The sequence below is a fragment of the Rhodococcus sp. P4_B6 genome (assembly GCF_056402215.1).
Genome location: NZ_JBFUHV010000094.1, coordinates 19,148 through 32,788, shown reverse-complemented (window position 1 = coordinate 32,788; position 13,641 = coordinate 19,148). Strand labels below are relative to the sequence as shown.

Annotated in this window: 13 protein-coding genes and 1 tRNA gene; 6 read left to right on the top strand and 8 right to left on the bottom strand. The window is 68.2% G+C overall.

From position 1 onward, the window contains the following. Positions 1 to 66: 66 nt before the first annotated feature. Entirely contained in the window at positions 67 to 1,317 is a 1,251-nt protein-coding gene (locus AC1DWT_RS32265; RefSeq protein WP_072946172.1) for a multidrug effflux MFS transporter, read from the bottom strand. Positions 1,318 to 1,409: 92 nt separating this feature from the next. Between AC1DWT_RS32265 and AC1DWT_RS32260 the strand changes: the two genes are divergently transcribed. Continuing rightward, positions 1,410 to 1,481: transfer RNA gene (locus AC1DWT_RS32260), tRNA-Cys, on the top strand. 55 nt (positions 1,482 to 1,536) lie between these two features. On the opposite strand, the gene AC1DWT_RS32255 is transcribed toward AC1DWT_RS32260, so the two are convergent. Both AC1DWT_RS32255 and AC1DWT_RS32250 read right to left on the bottom strand, forming a co-directional pair. Continuing rightward, positions 1,537 to 3,483: an ArnT family glycosyltransferase gene (locus AC1DWT_RS32255; RefSeq protein ID WP_477923777.1), complete on the bottom strand. Its 1,947-nt coding sequence runs from the start codon at positions 3,481 to 3,483 to the stop codon at positions 1,537 to 1,539. A 113-nt stretch (positions 3,484 to 3,596) separates the two neighbouring features. Further along, positions 3,597 to 4,205 carry a TetR/AcrR family transcriptional regulator gene (locus tag AC1DWT_RS32250; RefSeq protein WP_095865734.1) on the bottom strand — a complete coding sequence of 203 codons (609 nt, stop codon included), beginning with the start codon at positions 4,203 to 4,205 and terminating at the stop codon, positions 3,597 to 3,599. 99 nt (positions 4,206 to 4,304) lie between these two features. Here AC1DWT_RS32250 and AC1DWT_RS32245 point away from each other — a divergent pair, with 99 nt between their 5' ends. The 3 genes from AC1DWT_RS32245 to AC1DWT_RS32235 all read left to right on the top strand — a co-directional run bounded on the left by AC1DWT_RS32245 (position 4,305) and on the right by AC1DWT_RS32235 (position 7,349). After that, positions 4,305 to 6,092, top strand: coding sequence for an N-acyl-D-amino-acid deacylase family protein (locus AC1DWT_RS32245; protein ID WP_206012813.1), 1,788 nt, complete (start codon positions 4,305 to 4,307; stop codon positions 6,090 to 6,092). Further along, complete coding sequence (locus AC1DWT_RS32240) at positions 6,089 to 6,937, top strand: alpha/beta fold hydrolase (RefSeq protein ID WP_206012812.1); 849 nt, start codon at positions 6,089 to 6,091, stop codon at positions 6,935 to 6,937. Before AC1DWT_RS32245 ends, AC1DWT_RS32240 begins: the two co-directional genes overlap by 4 nt. Positions 6,938 to 7,001: 64 nt before the next feature. Continuing rightward, positions 7,002 to 7,349, top strand: coding sequence for a helix-turn-helix domain-containing protein (locus tag AC1DWT_RS32235; protein ID WP_206012811.1), 348 nt, complete (start codon positions 7,002 to 7,004; stop codon positions 7,347 to 7,349). Positions 7,350 to 7,358: 9 nt separating this feature from the next. Here AC1DWT_RS32235 and AC1DWT_RS32230 read toward each other — a convergent pair whose 3' ends face one another. Both AC1DWT_RS32230 and AC1DWT_RS32225 read right to left on the bottom strand, forming a co-directional pair. Then, positions 7,359 to 7,943: an ATP-dependent Clp protease proteolytic subunit gene (locus tag AC1DWT_RS32230; protein WP_072946042.1), complete on the bottom strand. Its 585-nt coding sequence runs from the start codon at positions 7,941 to 7,943 to the stop codon at positions 7,359 to 7,361. A 4-nt stretch (positions 7,944 to 7,947) separates the two neighbouring features. Continuing rightward, the gene (locus AC1DWT_RS32225; RefSeq protein ID WP_005568279.1) at positions 7,948 to 8,556 is read right to left on the bottom strand and encodes a ClpP family protease; all 609 of its coding nucleotides are present in this window, start codon (positions 8,554 to 8,556) and stop codon (positions 7,948 to 7,950) included. A 208-nt stretch (positions 8,557 to 8,764) separates the two neighbouring features. On the opposite strand from AC1DWT_RS32225, the gene AC1DWT_RS32220 reads away from it, so the two are divergent. Continuing rightward, positions 8,765 to 9,448: an arsenate reductase/protein-tyrosine-phosphatase family protein gene (locus AC1DWT_RS32220; protein WP_095865730.1), complete on the top strand. Its 684-nt coding sequence runs from the start codon at positions 8,765 to 8,767 to the stop codon at positions 9,446 to 9,448. Here AC1DWT_RS32220 and AC1DWT_RS32215 read toward each other — a convergent pair. Genes AC1DWT_RS32215 through AC1DWT_RS32205 form a run of 3 tightly spaced genes read right to left on the bottom strand, consistent with a single transcriptional unit; the run spans position 9,432 to position 12,569 of the window. Beyond that, positions 9,432 to 10,589 (bottom strand): sulfotransferase family protein, encoded by a 1,158-nt coding sequence (locus AC1DWT_RS32215; RefSeq protein ID WP_095865729.1) that lies wholly within the window; start codon positions 10,587 to 10,589, stop codon positions 9,432 to 9,434. The two genes, AC1DWT_RS32220 and AC1DWT_RS32215, sit on opposite strands and share 17 nt — an antisense overlap. 19 nt (positions 10,590 to 10,608) lie before the next feature. Continuing rightward, positions 10,609 to 11,406 carry an SDR family oxidoreductase gene (locus tag AC1DWT_RS32210; protein WP_477923772.1) on the bottom strand — a complete coding sequence of 266 codons (798 nt, stop codon included), beginning with the start codon at positions 11,404 to 11,406 and terminating at the stop codon, positions 10,609 to 10,611. Then, positions 11,403 to 12,569: a hypothetical protein gene (locus AC1DWT_RS32205; RefSeq protein ID WP_206012809.1), complete on the bottom strand. Its 1,167-nt coding sequence runs from the start codon at positions 12,567 to 12,569 to the stop codon at positions 11,403 to 11,405. Before AC1DWT_RS32205 ends, AC1DWT_RS32210 begins: the two co-directional genes overlap by 4 nt. A 91-nt stretch (positions 12,570 to 12,660) precedes the next feature. On the opposite strand from AC1DWT_RS32205, the gene AC1DWT_RS32200 reads away from it, so the two are divergent. Then, positions 12,661 to 13,584, top strand: a complete 924-nt coding sequence (locus AC1DWT_RS32200) for a helix-turn-helix domain-containing protein (protein ID WP_206012808.1) — start codon at positions 12,661 to 12,663, stop codon at positions 13,582 to 13,584. The last annotated feature ends 57 nt before the right edge of the window (positions 13,585 to 13,641 follow it).

Genomic DNA, 13,641 nt, shown 5'->3' with positions numbered 1-13,641 from the left:
CGGTGGTGGCATGCGTCGATCATCCCATGTCGGGTGATGGGCCGTGAAAGTCTGCCGAGCGTGTCGTCAGCGCGCTTCCGCCTTCGCTGCGGCCGCCAGCGCCACCAACCCCAGTCCCGTGCACGCGGTCATGGTGACCGCAAGCGCGACGCCGGTGTTACCGAGCACCCCGACCAGGGGAGCGATCAGGGCGCCGACACCGAATTGCAGGGCGCCGAGCAGCGCGGCAGCCGTGCCCGCGGCCTCCCCGTGCCTGCCGAGGGCCAGGGCCGGGGCATTGGGCAGGACGAAGCCGACACCGCCGAGGAGGAACCACAGGGGAACGACGAACCCGACGAGCCCGCCGAACTCGAAATGCGCGGTGGTGATCAGCGCCAGCCCGGCCACTGTCGCGAAGCCGAGGGCCGACACCGTGATCTGCAGCGGTGACCAGCGCGCGAGGGCGCGGACGTTGAGTTGCGAGGCCCCGATCAGGGCGATCGCGCCGGAGCTGAACAGCAGCGCGAACTGCTGCTCGTCCAGGCCGTACTGGTCCTGGAACACGAACGACGCACCGGAGACGTACGAGAACAGCGATCCCATCGCCACGCTCGACACGAGCGCGAGCACCATGAACGCCCGGTCCCCGAGCAGGCCCCTGTAGGTGCCCAGCACGGCGACGAGGTTGCTCTTGCGACGACGCTCCGGCGGCAGCGTCTCCGTCAGACCCCACGCGCCGATCAACGCCGTCAGCGTGCCGATCACGGCGAGGACGACGAAGATCCCGCGCCAGTCGAGGGCGATGAGGAGCGCCCCGCCGATACTCGGGGCGAGCACGGGTGCGACGCCGAGGACGAGCATCAGCCGCGACATCACGACGGCGACGGTGTTCCCCGAGAACAGGTCGCGGACCACGGCGAGCGCGACCACCGCTGCGGCGGCGGCGCCGATGCCCTGGAAGACGCGGAGCACCCCCAGCACTGCCACGGTCGGCGCGAACACCGCGAGCACGGACGCGGCGACGTGCACACCGATACCGGCGATGAGGGGGCGTCTGCGCCCCAGGCTGTCCGCCAGCGGTCCGACGATCAACTGCCCCAGCGCGAGGCCGAGCAGGGTTCCCGTGATGGTCAGCTGGACTGCGGACGAGGACGCGCCGAGGTCGGTTCCGATGTCCGGTAGCGCCGGCAGATACATGTCGATGGTGAAGGGGCCGAGGGCCACCATCGCGCCGAGTACGAGGATCACCCGAAGGCTGGGCCGAGTGGTTGTCCGCTCGCCGGTCGGGGCGGCGCGTTCTTCGGTGTCGGTCATGAAGCAACACAGCAACGAGGGCACGTGGTTTGTTCCCGCCCCGGCGTGTCGGTTCAGAATCACCGTGAGCACAACCCTCGCACCCTCGGCGCCGGCCGGGCACAGTGATCATCGATGCGGGTGTGACTGAGTGGTTGAGGTACCGGCCTGCAAAGCCGTTCACACGGGTTCGAATCCCGTCACTCGCTCGACGAGAACCGGCAGGTGATGCACCTGCCGGTTCTCCGCGTGCTCGACGGGGAACTATCCGGTGTAACCGGAGAGGTCGTACACGGTCGTGCCGCCCACCGTGATGGGCGTGAAATTGGCGGCCACCCACTGCTCGATCGCGCCGGACGTGCTGTCGTCGCCGCGACCACCACCCCCACCACCACCGGCGATGTAGTAGTGCACCTGGCCGTTCTCGACGTAGGAGATGAACTGGTCGAGTGTCGGCGTGGGGTCGGAACTCCATCCGCCGATGGCCATCACCGCGGTGTCGGCGGCCAGTTCATAGGTGGCAGCGCTCTGCGAACCGTTGGTCGCGGCCGACCACGTGGTGCCTGCCTCGGCGAGCAACGTCGTGAGCTCGGAACTCGTCCCACCCTCGTTGCCGCCCATGTCACCGCCCGGTGCCTGGCCGCCGGCCATGTCACCGCCGGGTGCCCGGCCGCCGCCGCCTCCCATTCCGGTATCGGTGACTGCCCCGGACGGGCCGGCCGTGGGGATCGATCCGCTGTGCGCGGTGGCGGCGGTGGCGATCGCGTAGGACGCGGAGCCTCCGATTCCGGCGAGCGAGCCCAGCAGCACGCCGGTGACGGCGAGTTTCCGGACGCGGTTCCCGTCGCCGAGCGCGAGCAGGGCGGCGCCGAGAACGGTGCCGGCGAGCAGGACCCACTTCAGGGCGGGCATCCACTCGGTGTTGCGGTGCAACAGGACCCAGCCCCACGCACCTGCGGCCACCATCATGAATGCGAGACCGAACCGTCCGAGAATGCTGCCGCGCTTCTGCCACAGGGCGTACCCGCCGGTGCCGATCATCCCGGCGATCGCGGGGGCGAGCGCCACCGTGTAGTACGGGTGGATGGTGCCGGACATGTAGCTGAAGATCAGTCCCGTGACGAGGAACCAGCCACCCCACGCGATCAGGGAGGCCCGCACGCGGTCCGTCCGCGGAGCGCGTCCACGGGCGAGCAACCCGAAGACCAGGGCGACCAGCGCCGCCGGGATCAGCCACGAGATCTCGATGCCCATCTCGCTGCCGAACAGGCGATCCAGCCCGGTGCTCCCGCCGAAACTCGATCCCGCACTTCCGCCGGCCATTCCGCCGCCACCACCGCCGGTGTTTCCGAAGATCCGGCCGAGTCCGTTGTAGCCGAGCACCAGATCCATGACGCTGTTGTCGGTGGAACCGCCGATGTAGGGGCGCGAGTCCGCGGGCCACAGCCACACGGCGAGAACCCACCATCCGGCCGCGGCGACGACGGCGGCGACACCCCCGGCCAGGTGCAGCAGGCGAAACCGCAACCGGGCATGTCCGGCAACCAGATAGGCCAGACCGAACGCGGGCAGCACCATCAGGCCCTGCAACATCTTGGTGAGGAACGCGAAGCCGAGCGCGACCCCGGTGAGGGTGATCCACATCGCGGCGCGGCGGCCGGTCTCCGTCTCGATCGCGCGGACCACGAAATATCCGGCCGCGGTCATCAGGAGCACGAGCAAAGCGTCGGGGTTGTCGAAGCGAAACATCAAGGCGGCCGCGGGAGTTGCGGCGAGAACGGCGCCGGCGATCAACCCGGCGCCACTGTTCGTGACGCGGGTGACGGCCGCGTAGACGAGGGTGACCGACCCGACCCCCATCAGGGCCTGGGGGACGAGGAGGCTGGCGCTGGAGAACCCGAAGATCCGTCCGGACAGTCCCATCACCCACAGCGACGCGGGCGGTTTGTCGACCGTGATGAAATTCGAGGTGTCGAGCGAGCCGAAGAACCACGCCTTCCAACTCTGCGAACCAGCCTGCGCTGCCGCGGCATAGAAACTGTTGGCGTAGCCGCTCGAGGTGAGATCCCACAGGTACAGCGCCGCGGTGGCGGCGAGTAGTGCGGTGACGGCGAGTGCGGAACCGCGCCGGCGGATCCACGATTCCGACTCGGCGCGGTGGCCGGGCGATCCTGTTCTCCGTGGCGGAGCCGGAGTGAGAACGGCAGTCATCAGGTGGTCCCTTCGCGAGTTGCTGTCCTGACAACGTTCTCGCGTGGGGGCGTCACCCGGCTGGGAGGCGGCTGGAAGGTTCCTGTGAACCCGGACTCCGATCGCGATCCGGTTCAGCGTGTCGTGTCGAGTGTGTCGACGTCGACGCCTGCTGCGGGAAGCAGGTGGTAGAAGGCGCGTTCGCAGAGGTCGATCATCTCGGTGCGTTCCATGGTCGGCTCGTCGAGCCAGGACAGCACGATCTCCTCCATGAACGCCTGCCAGCCCGAGATCGCGGCCTCGAGCGCGGGCGTCGTCGGCACGCCGAACTCGGCCAGCGACACGCCGATCCACCTGGTGAACGTCCGACGCATGCCGCGGTAGATCTGCCGCATCCTCTCGTCGCCGCTCCCGGCCATCCGCATGACCGCGAGATAGATGGTGGGGTGCTCGATCACCGCGTCCGCGAACGTTTCGACGCCTGCCCGGAGTTGCCCGTATAGCGGGAGCGTCGCGTCGGGTGTCATCCGCCGCTGCAGTTCGGAGGCCGAGGCTTCGAGGACGGCGTTGCGAAAGCCCTGCTTGTTCTTGAAGTAGTGGAACAGCAGTGGTGCCGAGACGCCCGCCTCGGCCGCCACCTGGTCGATCGAGAGGTCGTCGAACGGCACCGTCTCGAGGAGTCGGACGGCCACGTCGAGGATCTGCGCGCGCCGATCTTCGGGAGAGCGGGGTGCGGCGGCCACCCCTGCACTCTATTGAGGATCGCCCGAACCGTCCATTGACTTTTACTCAACCACATACGTAACCTCGGGTTACACATACTGAGTGTGAGGAGCACAACAATGCCGGATTTCGATGTGGTCGTCAATGGTGGGCTGTGGTTCGACGGAACCGGATCCGCGCCGCTGCGACGCAATCTCGGCATCCGCGACGGAATCGTCGTCCGGGCATCGACCCGCCCGCTGCCCGTCGGACCTGACACCGAGGTCATCGACGCCGCAGGCAAGTGGGTGCTCCCCGGATTCGTCGACGTGCACACCCACTACGACGCGGAGGTGCTCGTCAGCCCCGGCCTGCCGGAGTCGGTACGACACGGCGTGACCACCGTCGTCCTCGGAAACTGCTCCCTCTCCACCGTGTATTCGACGCCGCGCGAGTGCGCCGACCTGTTCAGCAGGGTCGAGGCCGTGCCGCACGACTCCGTGCTCGGGATCCTGGAGGAAAACAAGATCTGGCAGAACCCGGCGGAGTACGTCGAGGCACTCGAGTCGTTGCCGCTCGGCCCCAACATCGCCGGGTTCATCGGGCACTCCGACATCCGCACCCACGTCCTCGGTCTCGGCCGCGGCACCGACAAGCGGATCGAGCCGACCGCGCGCGAACTCGAGCAGATGGGTGCGATGCTCACCGACGCCGTCGATGCCGGCTTCCTCGGCCTCTCCTCGATGACGAACGCACTCGACAAGATCGACGGTGACGAATACCGTTCGCGCTCATTGCCGTCCACGTACGCGCGGTGGAAGGAGTTCCGCTTCCTCAATCGCATCCTGCGCGAGCGCGGCAAGATCCTGCAGAGCGCACCGACAATCAACCTGCATCCGAACATCGCCGGATTCTTCACGGAGAGTTCGGGCCTCGGGCGGCGCAAGCCCCTCAAGACGTCGCTGCTGTCGGCCGCGGACTCGAAGGCCTACCCGCCGATCGTGTACTTCATGCTCGCCGCGGCGCCGCTGCTGAACCGCTTCGCCAAGACCGATTTCAAGTGGCAGCACCTGCCGGTGCCGTTCACCGTCTACGCGGACGGGATCGACCTCGTGGTGTTCGAGGAATTCGGCGCCGGCGCGGCGGCACTGCACCTCGAGGACCAGGTGGAGCGAAATGCCCTACTGCAGGACGAGTCCTACCGACGCCGGTTCCGCAAGGACTACGACAACAAGTTCAGCCCCCGCATCTGGCACCGCAACTTCTACGACGCCGAAATCGTCGGGTGCCCTGACGAGACGCTGATCGGCAAGACGTTCGGCGCCGTGGGTGACCTCGGCGGTGTGCACCCGGTCGACGCGTACCTCGATCTCGTCGTGAAGTACGGCACCGACCTGCGGTGGCGGACCACCATCGCCAACCATCGCCCCAGGTTCGCGAAGAAGCTCGCGGCCAGTTCCGGGGTGCAGATGGGATTCGGCGACGCCGGCGCCCACCTGCGCAACATGGCGTTCTACAACTACCCGATCCGGTTGCTGAAGAAGGTCAAGGACGCGCAGTCCGACCGCAAGCCGTTCCTGACCGTCGAGCGGGCCGTTCACCGGCTGACGGGCGAGCTGGCCGACTGGTACGGCATCGACGCCGGCCACCTCCGCGAAGGTGACCGCGCCGATCTGGTCGTCGTCGACCCGGCGGGTCTCGACTCCACGGTGGACGGATTGTTCGAGGCGGAGGTCCCCGAATACGGCGGGTTGCGGCGGATGGTGAACCGCAGCGACGGCGCCGCGGTCGCGACGGTGATCAACGGCAGGCTCGTCTACCGCGACGGCGAATTCACCGGTGGATTCGGCGTGACCAAGACCGGACGCTTCCTCCGCGCCGGAGAGTCGGCCGCAGACCGCAGCGAGCGTGAGACGATCGTCGGATGAGTCGCACGGAGCGGATCGGCACGTTCACCCGCGACGGACTGGTGTTCGACGTCCGCGACGACGGCCCGATCGACGGCACACCGGTGGTGCTGTTGCACGGGTTTCCGCAGGACTCGCGGTCGTGGGATGCGCTGGCGCCGCTGCTGCACCGGCGCGGTTTCCGCACCCTGGCCCCGGACCAGCGCGGCTATTCGCCCGGTGCCAGGCCCCGCGCCCGCCGGGCGTACCGCAGCGCGGAACTGATCGCGGACGTCGTCGCGCTCATCGACCGGGCAGGCCTCGGCCCGGCGCACGTGGTCGGACACGATTGGGGCGCGGCCGTGGCCTGGGGTCTCGCCGCAGAACGCCCGGACCGGGTCCGGACGCTGACGGCGCTGTCGGTGCCGCACCCGGCGGCGTTCGTACGCGCGATGCTCACCAGCCGTCAGATCCTGAAGTCCTGGTACATGTTCGCGTTCCAGCTGCCCTGGATCCCGGAGCGGGTGCTCACCCCGGACGGCTTCGGCTACCGGGCCCTGGTCGCCAGCGGCCAGTCGCCGGACGACGCGAAGCGCGACCTCGGGCCCATGCGCGACCGGACGCGGGCCCGGGGCGCCCTGAACTGGTATCGCGCAATGCCGTTCATCTCGCCCCGATCGGCCTCCCGGAAGGTCCGGGTGCCCACGCTGTTCGTGTGGAGCGACGGCGATACTGCGATCGGTCCGGTGGGGCCGAAGCTGACCTCCCGCTTCGTCGACGCCCCGTACACATTCGAGGTGCTCCGCGGCGTGAGCCACTGGATCCCGGACGAGGCGGCCGAACGCGTCGACGAACTACTCGGCAAGCACCTGCTCGATCAGCCGTGATCGGCTGTCCGCTGTCGGTGAACGCCGCGGCGTCAGGGTGCGTGGGCTGGAAGACTCCGGAGGTATGGAAGCTCAGCGCAGACTGACGCTGGTCACGGCCGCCCCCGAGCGTTCGCGGGAGGAGCCGCTGGTGCGTGAGCTCTACGGGCGGGTGCTCCGCGAGGCGCGCCGGGACCAGGACCGGAGTCTCGAGGACGTCGCCGCCGCCGTCGGCATGTCGAAGCAGTACCTCTCCGAGATCGAGCGCGGGAAGAAGGAGCCGTCCTCCGAAATGCTGCGCGCCGTGTGCGGCGCCCTCGGTCTCCCGGTCGAGCACCTGCTGTTCCGGTCCGGGCGCCGGCTCGGCGCGGCCAACCGGAACTCGGCGACCGGGAACCCGAACCGGCAGGTGCCCACCCTGCTCGCCGCCTAGCCTTCGCAGTCACTCCGCGACGAGCGTGTCGGCCAGGCCGTAGTCGATGGCCTCCTGAGCCGTGAGGATGCGGTCGCGGTCCGTGTCCCGGCGAAGGCGTTCGACGGTCTGCCCGGTGTGTTTGCTCAGAATCGCCTCGGTCTGCGAACGAACCCGCATGATCTCGGCGGCCTGCAGCGCCAGGTCGGAGATCGTACCGTTGCCCTGCGTCGACGGCTGGTGCAGCAGTACCCGGGAGTGCGCCAGGACGTGCCGGTGTCCCTTGGTTCCCGCTGCCAGGAGAACCGCCGCGGCGGAGGCGGCCTGCCCCATGCAGTAGGTGGCGATGGTMGGGCGCAGGAACTGCATCGTGTCGTAGATGGCGAGCATCGCGGTCGTGGAGCCGCCGGGGGAGTTGATGTACAGCCCGATCTCCTGATCGGAACTGTCCGCCTGCAGGTGGAGCAGCTGTGCCATCACGACATTGGCGACGCCGTCGTCGATCTCCGTGCCCAGGAAGACGATCCGCTCGTTCAGCAGTCGGCTGAAGATGTCGAACGACCGCTCGCCTGCCGGGGTGCGTTCGATGACGTGGGGAATGGTGTATTGGGACATGGCTTCACAATCCAATTCTCGGGGCGGTGGTGTGCGGGGCGATCTCCGCGAACGAGGACACGACGCGGTCGACGATCCCGTAGTCGCGGGCCTCGTCCGCGGTGAACCACCGATCCCGGTCGCTGTCCTCGGCGATCTGCTCGACCGGATGCCCCGTCTCCGCGGCCAGGATCTCCTGCGACTGTCGCTTCATCCGTTCGAGGCTCTCGGCTTGGATGGCGATGTCGACGGCCGTACCGCCGATCCCTGCCGAGGGCTGGTGCATCATGATGCGGCTGTGCGCCAGGCTGATCCGCTTGCCGTGGGTTCCCGAGCACAGCAGCACTTGCCCCATGCTGGCGGCGAAACCCATGGCCACGGTCACCACGTCGTTGGGGACGAGTTTCATCGTGTCGTAGATGGCCAGGCCTGCGAAGACGGAACCACCCGGCGAATTGATGTACAGCACGATGTCGCGTTTGGGGTCGGCGGCCGCGAGCAGCACCAGTTCGGAGCAGGCGCGCTCGGCCATGGCATCGTCGACCTCGCCGGTGAGGAGGATCGTGCGCTGGCGAAACAGTCTGTCCGCCAACAGGTCGCGGTAGTTCAGGTCGGGTAGTGCGGCTGTGGTCATGTCTCCAGTTCTACCGCCGCGCCGGCGCAGGACCGCCAGTTGTCTGCTGTGGGCAGATGACGGGGTGCCGGGTGTTCGTGAATCGAGGTGACCGTGAGGAGTCCAGTGGATGAACGACCCGCCACCTGTGGGTGAACTGTAAGAACAGACCGCTCGGACAGTGGAATCGGGCTCGCATGTGGGCGAAGTCGCTGGTTAGGGTTCCCTCATGCACGTTCTGTTCGTCTGTAGCGGGAACGTCTGCCGCTCGCCGATCGCAGAGCGGCTGACATACGCGTACGCACTCGCCCGCGATCTGCCGCACCTCACCGCGGAGAGCGCCGGCGTCCGCGCCCTCGTGGGCTTTCCGATCGAACCCGTCGCCGCCCGCGTCATCGAGGGCCTCGGTGCGAGCGCCGACGGCTTCCGGGCGCGCCGCCTGCAGCCCGAGATGATCAAACGCGCCGACCTCGTCCTCGCGATGACCGAGCAGATCCGGGACCGTTCGATGGAACTGCTCCTCGGGACGAGCCACTGCACGTTCACCCTGCGGGAGGCACGCAGGATCGCCGCCGCAACCGGGGCCCGCACCGTCGCCGAACTCGCGGTTGCCCGCCGGGACTACGGGACGGTCGAGGAGCCGAACATCAGCGACCCGGTGGGTCTGGCCGAGTCGGCGTTCACCGAGGTGGGCGACCGGATCGCCGCCGAGTTGATACCGCTGCTCGACGCTCTCGACCTCGACAGCGGTACGACGTGGTCGCCGGAACCGGAAGCCGAACCGGATCCCCGACCCGAGCCCGAACCCGAGCCGCTTCCCCCGGTCGTCCACCTGCCGCTGTCGCCCAGGCCGCTGATCGCGGCGCGGGCGGCGTCGTCGATCCTCGACTATCCGGTCAGCTGGACGCGCTGAACTGGTAATCGGCGAATCTCTCGTCCACCTGCTCGGCCGTCAGCCCGAACTCCTCGAGCGTGTACTTGTGCGAGGGGCGGCGGTCGCCGCTGCGGCTCTCGGCGTGCATCGCCTCCATCGCCGCCCGGGCTGGCCCACCGAGATCGAGCCCGAAGTGCGTGTAGACCCCCTCGACGGTGCCGAGCGGATCGGCCACGAAATCCCGGTAGTCGACGTCGACGAACTGGGCGGGGTCGTGCCGGGCGCGGGCCGCGGTGAACTGCTCGAGCCCCCGGGCCCACAGTTCGAGCTGACTCTCCCCGATGACGCTGCCCCGGAACTTTTCCGACCACCCTTCCGTCGCCTGTTCCGCCAGGCTGCACACCGACGGGACGATCGTGCGCGGCGGCCGGTGGGTCTGGACGATCAGGGCGTCCGGGTAGACCGCGAGCAGTTCGTCGAGCGCGAACAGGTGACTGGGGTTCTTCAGCACCCAGCGGCGGTCCCGGTCGGGCAGTCCGATCAGCTGCAGGTTCTTCTTGTGCCGCCGATAGGCGTTCGTCCAGTCCTGGCCCTCGAGCCAGCGGGAGTACGTCGGGAGCGACGCCAGGCACTCGTACGAGATCGACTTGAACGTCTGCCGCAGCAGTTGCCAGCACTCCTCGACCTCGCTCGCCGACATGTAGTGGACGCCCATGAATTCGGGGCGTTCGATGTGGTGGCGGCTGAAGCCCTCCTCGATCTTCTGGAACACCGGATTCGATTCCCAGGTCTCACGCGGCGGCCGGGGTTGCGGCATCTCGGTCAGCCACATCTCCAGGCCCTGATGGGACGGATCCGCGGTGAGCAGTCGGTGCAGCGCGGTCGTCCCCGTGCGGGGAAGGCCGGTCACGAAGATGGGCCGCTCGATCCGCACGTCCGCGTGCTCGGGGTTCTGCTTCCACGCCGCCTCGCTCAGCAGCCGGGCCACCAGGGCGCCGCGGAGGAACACCCGGGACACCTTGCTGCCGAGCGGTGTCAGTTGCTCGTCGGTGTGATACGAATCCAGCAGGACGCCGAGGGCTTCGGTGTAGTCGTCCACACCGAAGTCGGTGAGACCGGTCAGCCGGGTGGCCGAGGCGTGCAGGTCCTCGACCGTGCCGACCGTGGTGCGCTCGCTCATGATGCTCCGGTTCTGTTCGCTAGTGGTGGAATTCGCCGCAATTGACGTCGAGGCACTGGCCGGTCACGGCGCTCGCCAACGGGGAGGCCAGGAAGATCACGGCGTCGGCGACCTCCTCGGTCGTGGGGAGCCGCTTCAGATCGGTGTTCGCGGCGGTGTGCTCGTAGATCTGCTCGACGGTCGTCCCGTACTTTTCGGCCTGGTGCGTGAAATACTGTTTCAGCGTGTTTCCCCAGATGTAGCCGGRGGCAACGGAATTGACGCGGATTCCCAGCGGTCCCAACTCGGTGGCGAGCGACTGCGACGTCGCGAGCAGGGCGGATTTGGCCATCTTGTAGCTGCCRTACCGTTCCTGGGAGTGCCGGAGCACCATCGAGTTGATGTTCACCACCGCGCCGTTCGCCTCGGCGAGTGCGGGAGTGAACAGCTGAGTCAGCCGCAATGCCCCGAGCACGGTCAGCTCGAAACTGCTGCGGATGTGGTCGAACTCGGTGCGGGCCAGCGGTTTCATCGACGGAACCGAGAACGCGTTGTTGATCAGCACGTCGACCGTGCCGTACGCGTCGACGGCCGCGGACACCAGGTTCTCGGCCGAGGCATGGTCGGTGATGTCGGTCGGGACGGTCACCGCGCGCCGGCCGACGGCGATGATCTCCTTGGCCACTTCGTCGAGGCGCGACGCGGTCCGGGCGGCCAGCACCACGTCGGCGCCGGCGGCTGCGCAGCGGACGGCGAGGGTACGGCCCAGGGCCGGTCCGACGCCGGAGATGACGACGACCTTGTCCTGCAGGAGTTGTGGAGTAGTCATGGCGGTCATCCCAGCATCCGGTCGGCCACTGCGGCCTGGCGTGCGGCGATGCGTGCAGCGAAGTCCTCGGGGGAGATCTTGTTGGAGTCGTAGTACGGCAGGCTCCGGTGGATCTCGTCGAACTTCACGACCTCGACCCGGGGACCGTCGTCCGGGGTCAGTTCGCGGGAGACGCGCTGCCAGCGGAACTGCAGGTAGCCGCGGAGGTGCCCGACGGTGGCGATCCAGTTGGCGACGCCGGGATTGCGGTCGCACACGACCAGACGGATGTGGTCGTCGGGATCCACCTGCGACTGTGCGACGTTCAGCGACGTCTGGTGGTTGACGTAGTCGAGGGAGATGTACCACATGCTGCCGAGCTGAAAGCCCTGGTAGGGCACGTCGGCTTTGGGGACGGTGATGACCACGGCTTCGTCCTCGGCCAGTTCGTAGTGCCCGACCGACGAGTACTGGGTGGCGAGACCGCCCGGAGTAAGCCGTGGCTCGGTCATCGTGTTCACCGGCAGGTTCAGGTAGAACCACTCCGGGAACTGCAGCCACGTCTTCACCCGCGCGACGAGGGCCTTGCCCGCACGCGCGTACCGCTTCTCCACGGTCTCGCGGGTGAGCGGGCCCGGGGCGGTACCGACCGTATCCGCCCTGGCGATGCGAATGGTGCCGCGCCGCTGACTCCAATCGCTGTACACCTCCCGGACCACCAGTTGCGACGACCCCGGAGCGAGGGTGAAGTAGTTGCGCCGGCCCGCACTGTCGTCGGGGCCGAACCGCACCTCGAACGAGCCGTCGGGCGCGATGTCGATCTCCCGGTCGTCGAATGCCGTGACGCTGCCGGGAACGTGTGCGGCCGTGTAATTTCCGTTCAGCACCTGGAAGCTGAGGTCCGCCGTGGTGCCGCGCAGGCCGGTGACCACGTATTCGACGTCGTCGTCGATCCGCGCACCGAAGTAGAGGGTGTCCGGGTTGTCCAGGCCCATCTTCATGTACGGGCCGGTGCCCGAGATGAACGTCGGGTGCGACCGTTCGGTGGCCCAGGCCGCGTGCGTCGTGGCGAGGATTCCGCCGGCGAGGTACTGGTAGCCCTCCAGCAGGTCCTGTTCGGTGCGGATGTGGGGGGCGCTCTCGATCAGTTTCTCGGCCTCGGCCATGGCGTCGGCGAATGGGTCGGTCAGCACACCGTGCTCCTCACGAGGGGTGGTACAAATATGTACCTGCGTGGTAGAACATTGATGAACCGACAATAGAACGTGTTCTAAGGAGTGGTCAATGGGGCACGAGGACGAGATGCCCGACCGGGCGCAGGGCCGGCGGTCGCCGCCGACCGAGCGTGTGGTGCAGGTGCTGGACTTCCTGGTGGCGCGTAAGGAGCATCGCTTCGGGTTGTCGGAGCTGGCCCGGACGCTCGACATCAGCAAGCCGACGTGCCTGGGGATCCTCACCGAACTGGTCCGCGGCGGCTACCTGGTCCGGGACCCGGCCACGAAGACGTACGGCCTCGGGCCCGCCCTCATCGCGGCGGGCCGCGCGGCCCAGCAGGGGTTTGCGGCCGGGCCGGTGGCGCGCAGGCATCTCGCCGTGCTCAGCGACGAGTTCCGGACCACCTGCACTGCGTCGGCGGTGGTCGGCGACCGCATCGCCGTCCTCGAGCTGACCAGTCCGCCGGGGGTGCGGGCCGCCGCCAAGGTGGGGGAAATGTACCCGTTCGCGCCGCCCGTCGGCCTGATGTACGTGCTGTGGGACGGCGACGACGCCCTGCAGTCGTGGCTGCGCCGGGAACCGACGCTGCCGGTGCGCCTCGACCGGGACCGGTTGCGCACGGTCGTCGAGGAGTGTTCCCGCACCGGATACCTCGTCGAGACTCTCACTCCCGTCGGGCAGCGCCTGCACACGCTCATGGCGGGGGTGGCCGCGCACGACCTGCCGCCGGAGTTGCGCGACGTGCTCGGCGAGATGGTGTCCAGCCTCGGGGAGCGGGTGTACCTGGACGCCGAGCACGCGGACCCCGCGTCGCCGCACCCCGTCAGCCTCATCGCGGCGCCGACGTACGACGCCGAGGGTCACCAGGCCATGGTCCTCACCCTCTATGTGGGTACCGAACTCGCGCCGTCCGAGATCGCGCGGCGGGGCAAGGCCCTCGCCGCGGCCGCGGACGCGATCACGACGGAGGTGGGTGGCCGCCGGCCGCGGTGACGGGCGGGCAGGCATTGACCGCAATCTGAAACACGTTCTATTCTCGGAGGTGCATTC

Bases quoted from the DNA above. Each gene is read 5' to 3' on its own strand.
- AC1DWT_RS32255 (WP_477923777.1), bottom strand. From the start codon at position 3,483: ATGACTGCCGTTCTCACTCCGGCTCCGCCACGGAGAACAGGATCGCCC.
- AC1DWT_RS32245 (WP_206012813.1), top strand. From the start codon at position 4,305: ATGCCGGATTTCGATGTGGTCGTCAATGGTGGGCTGTGGTTCGACGGA.
- AC1DWT_RS32240 (WP_206012812.1), top strand. From the start codon at position 6,089: ATGAGTCGCACGGAGCGGATCGGCACGTTCACCCGCGACGGACTGGTG.
- AC1DWT_RS32235 (WP_206012811.1), top strand. From the start codon at position 7,002: ATGGAAGCTCAGCGCAGACTGACGCTGGTCACGGCCGCCCCCGAGCGT.
- AC1DWT_RS32225 (WP_005568279.1), bottom strand. From the start codon at position 8,556: ATGACCACAGCCGCACTACCCGACCTGAACTACCGCGACCTGTTGGCG.
- AC1DWT_RS32220 (WP_095865730.1), top strand. From the start codon at position 8,765: ATGCACGTTCTGTTCGTCTGTAGCGGGAACGTCTGCCGCTCGCCGATC.
- AC1DWT_RS32215 (WP_095865729.1), bottom strand. From the start codon at position 10,589: ATGAGCGAGCGCACCACGGTCGGCACGGTCGAGGACCTGCACGCCTCG.
- AC1DWT_RS32200 (WP_206012808.1), top strand. From the start codon at position 12,661: ATGGGGCACGAGGACGAGATGCCCGACCGGGCGCAGGGCCGGCGGTCG.